The organism is Neisseria sp. P0009.S007, assembly GCF_051962515.1.
Window position 1 is genome coordinate 1 of sequence record NZ_JBQCVF010000113.1, and the last position, 6,548, is coordinate 6,548.

At 41.9% G+C, this 6,548-nt stretch carries 6 protein-coding genes and 1 pseudogene; all 7 read left to right on the forward strand.

The window, feature by feature from the left end; genetic code table 11:
• The coding region (locus tag ACTHS3_RS09630; RefSeq protein WP_440367833.1) for an RHS repeat-associated core domain-containing protein at positions 1–2,270 on the forward strand (2,270 nt) is incomplete at its 5' end.
• Positions 2,271–2,283: 13 nt separating this feature from the next.
• Positions 2,284–2,688: an NTF2 fold immunity protein gene (locus ACTHS3_RS09635; RefSeq protein ID WP_070625035.1), complete on the forward strand. Its 405-nt coding sequence runs from the start codon at positions 2,284–2,286 to the stop codon at positions 2,686–2,688.
• A 216-nt stretch (positions 2,689–2,904) separates the two neighbouring features.
• Positions 2,905–3,444 (forward strand): annotated as a pseudogene (locus ACTHS3_RS09640) (RHS repeat-associated core domain-containing protein); the annotation flags it as partial.
• A gap of 398 nt (positions 3,445–3,842) precedes the next feature.
• Positions 3,843–4,514, forward strand: a complete 672-nt coding sequence (locus ACTHS3_RS09645) for a growth inhibitor PemK (protein WP_070625031.1) — start codon at positions 3,843–3,845, stop codon at positions 4,512–4,514.
• 436 nt (positions 4,515–4,950) lie between these two features.
• On the forward strand, positions 4,951–5,526 hold the full coding sequence (locus ACTHS3_RS09650) for a hypothetical protein (protein WP_070625029.1): 576 nt from the start codon (positions 4,951–4,953) through the stop codon (positions 5,524–5,526).
• A 30-nt stretch (positions 5,527–5,556) separates the two neighbouring features.
• Entirely contained in the window at positions 5,557–5,757 is a 201-nt protein-coding gene (locus tag ACTHS3_RS09655) for a hypothetical protein (protein WP_199900452.1), read from the forward strand.
• Between the two features lie 37 nt (positions 5,758–5,794).
• Complete coding sequence (locus ACTHS3_RS09660) at positions 5,795–6,229, forward strand: hypothetical protein (RefSeq protein ID WP_003768463.1); 435 nt, start codon at positions 5,795–5,797, stop codon at positions 6,227–6,229.
• Positions 6,230–6,548: the final 319 nt, after the last annotated feature.

Below are 6,548 nucleotides of genomic sequence, written 5' to 3' on the forward strand. Positions count from 1 at the left end.
GCCTCAACCGGCTGACCGCCCACATCGACGGACTTGGTGCCAAAACCGCTTACGAGCTCGCAGTGGACGGACTGCCGATCAAACGCACCAACGCACTGGGCCATACCTTCGCCTATGCCTACGACAAAGCCCGCCGGCTGACCGTCCTTACCAATGAAAACGGCGAAACCTACCGTCTCGATTACGACCAAACCGACAACCTGATCCAAGAAACCGGCTGGGACGGCAAAATCACCGCCTACGGCTACGATGTCGCCGGACAACTGGTTCAACAGACCGAATACGGTCAAAGCAATCATGAAGGCCGTCTGAAAGAGCGTCCAGAGACTTGGCACATCCACCATTTCAAACGCAACATCCTCGGCCAACTGATCGAAAAACAAAGCCGCAAAGTGTCCCACAAAAACGGACAAAGCAAAGACGAAGGCATCAGCCGCACCCGTTTCGAATACGACCCCATTACCGGCAACCTGACCAAAGCCCGCAACCACTACAGCATCGTCGAACTCGCCTACGACGAACTCGACCGCCTTATCGGCGAAACCACCGTCCACAACGGCCAAAGCGCCACCGTAGGCTACCAGTACGACCCGTTGGGCAACCGCATCCGCACCATCCTGCCCGACGGCCGCCATATCGATTACCTGTACTACGGTAGCGGACACCTGCACCAAATCAGCCTCGACGGCGAAGTCGTCAGCGACATCGAACGCGACAAACTGCACCGCGAAATCCAAAGGACACAGGGCAGCATCAGCAGCCTGTACGACTACGACCCCATGGGTCGTCTGAAAAGCCAGCGTACCGTCCGGAGCGGCACACAAACGCTTCACGGCAAACAAAACCCGCTGGCCGGCGGCGCCGTCAACCGCCGCTACGCCTACGACAAAGCCGGCAACCTCATTCAAAGCGCCGATCAAAGAAGCGGCGTCCTCAATTACGTCTATGACAAAATCGGACGCATTCAAGAAGCCCGCAACAGCCAAACCGGCCGCAGCGAAACCTTCGCCTTCGACCCCGCCCACAACATCCTCGACATCCCGACATCTACCCCCTCTCCCGCGGGAGAGGGTCGTGGAGAGGGCAAAACGACCGCTCCGATTTCAGACGACACCAAAACTCAAGGTCGTCTGAAATCACCTGCCAACCCCAACCTTACCGCCGGCAACCGCCTCAAAGAATACAACGGCATCGAATACACCTACGATGCATTGGGCAACCTGATCTACCGCCAGCTGCCTAATGGCGAAAACCAATATTACCAATACGATTTAGAAAACCAACTCGTCCGCGCCGAAATCAAAAAGCCCGCCGGCAATACCGAGATCTGGACCTACGCCTACGACCCGTTCGGAAGACGCCTTTCCAAAGAGCGCCAAGACAAACTCGCCTGGACGAGTACCGAACCGAAACGCACCCACTTCGTCTGGGACGGCAGCCGCCTGTTGCAGGAGTACACCTACAAAGGCTGCTACACCTATATCTACACCGACCAAGACAGCTACGAACCCTTAGCCCAAGTCTTTGACAACGCCAAAGACGGCAAGCAATACCTCGCCTATTTCCACACCGACCAAGTCGGCATCCCGCGCGAGATGACCGACATCCACGGCAATCTTTTGTGGTACGGCGAATACACCGCCTGGGGTCGTCTGAAAAAGGATGAGCGGGTTTACAAGAACGCGCATCAGCCGTTCAGATTGCAGAACCAGTATTATGATGAAGAGACCGGGCTGCATTACAACCTGATGAGGTATTACGAGGCGGAGACAGGGCGTTTCATTAACCAAGACCCGATTGGGTTGTTGGGTGGGGATAACCTGTATCAGTTTGCTCCTAATATTCAAAGTTGGTTTGATATTTTAGGTTTAGCAAAAACTCCAAAAGTTAAATTAGGTTCTCTAGGTGAAGTCCGTTCTGCTTCTGTGGTTTTAAAACGTAGTCATTTAGGAAAAGGAAAAGCTACAAATCAGGGTAACCGTGATTATGCTAGAGGATTAGGCAAATGTGATGATGATGCTGGGCATATTTTAGGTAAGCTTTTAGGTGGTTCAAGAAGTAATCAAAATATGTTTCCTCAGTTAAGAAAAATTAATAGAGGAGCTTATAGAGATTTTGAAAGAAAAGTTCATAATATTATAGATAAAGATGGCAAGGCGTTATTGAAATGGAAATTTGAATATGCCAATGGTGGAACACGGCCTACTGGTGTTGTTTATGAGGTATTTCAACGTGGGCAGCGTGTTTTACGTGGTAAGTTTAATAACTAAAAAGGATTGAATTATGTATGAAAGTATTGAAACCGTATTAAATAGTTTTCTGATGGAAATGTATAAATGGGAAGACAATGCTAATAAGCATATTGATGCAGGCACAGATATTCCTGATGAGATATTGAAACAAACACTGAAGGAAATATACGATAAATACCTAACAGATAAACCAAGAAAAATGGGAAAGTTAGAATGTATGACTGTTAACTACCCTCCAACATTCAATCCAAATAACGAGAAAATCATTGAAATAGAAGAAAAAGGTAGCTCTATAACTGTAAAAAGTGATGTGCTTTATGCTGGAATGGAAGCACAAAGACTTTATAAATTCAAAAAACAGGCAGGTCTCTGGAAATTAGATAATGTAAAAGAATTTGATAGTTATGATGGGAAATGGCATTCTATACATATCTAATAAAGTAATTAGCAAACTGTAGCCAGCATGAAACCTCCAATCCTGACGTAGGGTATGTGCGGTACGCACGCAGTTTCCGCTTTTCAGACGACCTTAATACTTTCTTTGAGGCCGTCTGAAATATTGGTTCTTTAATAATCCGATTACTGATCAGCATAAAGGTCGTCTGAAACACAACTTTCAGACGGCCTTTGTTGTACCATATTCAACCGCCGCTACGCCTACGACCCGTTCGGCAGAAGGCTCTCCAAAGAACGCCAAGACAAACTCGCCTGGACGAGCACCGACCCCAAACGCACCCACTTCGTCTGGGACGGAACGCGATTACTTCAGGAGTACACCTACAAAGGCAGCTACACCTATCTCTACACCGACCAAGACAGCTACGAACCGCTGGCGCAAATCTTTGACAACGCCAAAGACGGCAAACAATACCTCAGCTATTTCCACACCGACCAAATCGGCATACCGCGCGAGATGACCGACATCCACGGCAATCTCTTGTGGTACGGCGAATACACCTCCTGGGGTCGTCTGAAAAAGGACGAGCAGGTTTACAAGAACGCGCACCAGCCGTTCCGACTGCAAAACCAATACTTTGATGAAGAAACGGGACTGCATTACAACCTGATGCGGTATTACGAACCTGAGGCCGGGCGGTTTGTGAATCAGGACCCGATTGGGTTGTGGGGTGGGGAGAATCTTTATTCGTTTGCGCCTAATGCAAATGTCTGGGTTGATCCATTAGGATTATCCGTACAATCAGAGAGTGCTCAACGTGGAATTGCTAAAGCAACTGAGTATTTAAAAAGTAAAGGTTTTAAAATTTTATCAGATGAAGTAACAATTAAAGTTCTCGATAGAACAGGGAAAAAATTGAAAAAGGTTCGAATTCGTCCTGATATAGTCGCAATGAAAGATGGGAAAATCTATTTTATTGAGGTAAAAAATAATACAGGACGATTAACGAAAGGTCAAAAGAGATCAGGGTTATTCAATTTGAAAAAACCGCACAATGCTGGAGGAAAATGTCCGAAGGCTGCATATATGGTTTCAACAAAAAATAAGGATAAGCAAACGGATGTGGGTTCCTCCAAAGGCGTTGCTCGCTTTATGACTTTAGTATTCAAAGATTGATTTTAAGGACGATAATTATGAAAAGTAAAGAATTTATTCAAGGTCTTATTGAATATTTAAAAAATAATTTAAATATTCCTGATGCTAATTTTCTAAAAGATAGGATTAAATTTAAAAAAGGAAAATATGTTTATGGTGAAATATCCTTTAGCAATTCTCGTACTTTCGAGGGGGTCATACTTCACCTATATGCATACAATTCTGAAATGGGAAATTTTTTCTCCCAAAATGTTCCTCCTTATGATAAATCGTCAAACCCATATGATTTAGTATTTGTACAACCATCTATCTCGCAGGCGCATTTTTTTAAAGCTCCCCCTATTACCTCATTTCCTTATGGAGATACCATTAAATTACCTGAATCTGAGAATGATGCAAAAAACATCTATCCAGATGTATTAAAGCATTTGCAGCAAAATCATATTCCAATCATTATGGCCTTCCATTCCGGTAGCAAAGAAGTTTTAAAATATTTAGCACTTTATCCAGAGGCTTTTCGTTTTAAAGCATTAACCGCTATTTTTATTATAAATAAGAATGAATTACCACTAAATGATCCTTTAATACAGAATATTTTATTGTTTGATAAAAAAGTATTAGAAAATGATAATGGATTGTTTAGCAAGCATGATTTGATCTTCCTGGAAAATTCTTTTGACCAAAAATTAAAACAACAAATTATGCAATAATTAGTCCTTGTAACAAGCTGTAGCCTGCACAAAATCTTCAATCCTGACGTAGGGTGTATGTGGCACGCACGCGGTTTCTGTTTTTCAGACGACCTCACTATCTTCTTTGAGGTCGTCTGAACTATTTGCTCTTTAACAATCTCATTGGCAGTTAACATAGAAGTCGTCTGAAAACCAACTTTCAGACGATCTCTGCCGAATCGCCTCCCCCGATGGCGGTGCACAGCCTCACCTCCGTCACCTTCAAAGGCAAGGAACTGGTGCGCTACGACTACGGAAGTGCTCCTTTAGATGCAAATGGAAATCCCATGGAGTTGCATCATCATGTACCGCAACGCTTAGGTCATGCAGATAGGCATAGTCCTTTTAATTTGAGAGAAGTAACTAGAGAACAACATGCAACGCTTGACCCTTATAGGAATCTAGGAAATTAGCTATGAAAGCAATAGAAATTTTAAAGAATTTTGTGGAAGAAAAATTATCAACTGAAGAATTGGAAATGGCGTTGTCTTCCAATCAAGAATTAATTTCCCTGTTGGAAAATACTAAAGCTAAACCTTATATGAATAGTAATTCCACTTATGAATATTTAATTAGTCAGGATTTGACATCTCTTGATGCAAAGTTAAATTTGATGGATATTTTCAGGGAAATTTTAGATTACAAGCATATCCCGTACTCTTCGAATTCAACGACAGAAAAAAAATTCGATTTAATTTTGGAGGCTATTCCTAACTGGATACCAGCTGATATGGGTTATTTAAATTCCTTGTATGATAAGTACAAACCTAAGACGGCGACCACTTTTAAAAAGATTATTAAGGAACATTTCATTTGTATGAATAAATATCCCAAATGGTTACAGGAGCCTGATTGGCCTATCATCGATAATATTCCCGCAATGTTTCTAGGGCAGTTAGATATATCGAAGTTGAAGCATGATACTACTTATTTGTACATTTTTTGGGATAAAAAATCAGATAGATATACAGAAGTAATACAGTCTCTATAAATGGGCAAACCGTAGCAAGCTGTAGTCTGCATGAAACCTCAACAACGCATAGTAAAAACGCATAGTAAATATGATAGAACAAATGCCTTGCATCCTTATAAAGTTGATGGAAGCGGTAAGCATCCATATTTCCCAGTAGATAGAAATGCGTTTGATAAGGATAGAAAGCAATATTGGAAAGATAGGGCGAAAGCAGAAAAAAGACGCAGAAGAAAAGCTGGAAAATGTTAAGGTCAATTTACTTATATTTATATCAAAGAGGTTTGTTATGTTAGATACTAATTTTAAAGAATATCTTGATGATGAATTTGGTAGGATATTGCCAGAAAATCAAAATAAATATCGTGAATTATTCAAAAGATTAGGGTTTGGAAAAATAAATCATGACTTTGTTGAATTTTGGTCAACATATAGTGATGAAATTTATGGAAAAATTGGATATTTGGTTGATTTGGCAATGGACTTAGAGGATTTTTCAAGTAGCCAAACAGAAATTTTGAGAAAAAATATTGGATTACCTGATAATTATTTTTCGTTATTAAATAATGAGTTAGATGATTATATCTTATATGATAAAAATACCGACGAGGTTTTTTTTGTAGAGGCTCCTAATATTCAAAAGTTCATAGAAAATAAACAATTCAGCAAACATTGGAATAGCTTTGAATATTTTATTAAAGATTATCTAAATTATAATGCTTAATATGTTTAATTTTTAAGCGATTAGCAAGCTGTAGCCAATGAAACCCCCAATTCCGATGTAGAGTGTGAACGGTATGCACGCACGCGGTTTCTGTTTTTCAGACGACCTCACTATTTTCTTTGAGGTCGTCTGAACCATTTGTTCTTTAATAATCTTATTAACAGTTAACATAGAGGTCGTCTGAAAGCCAGCAACTTTCAGACGACCTCTGCCAAATTGCTACGACTACGACGGCTACGGCGATTTGACCGCCGTTTACGGACGAGACGGCAAAAAACTGCGCGGTTTCGCCTACCGAAACCACATCATGGTCGAACAC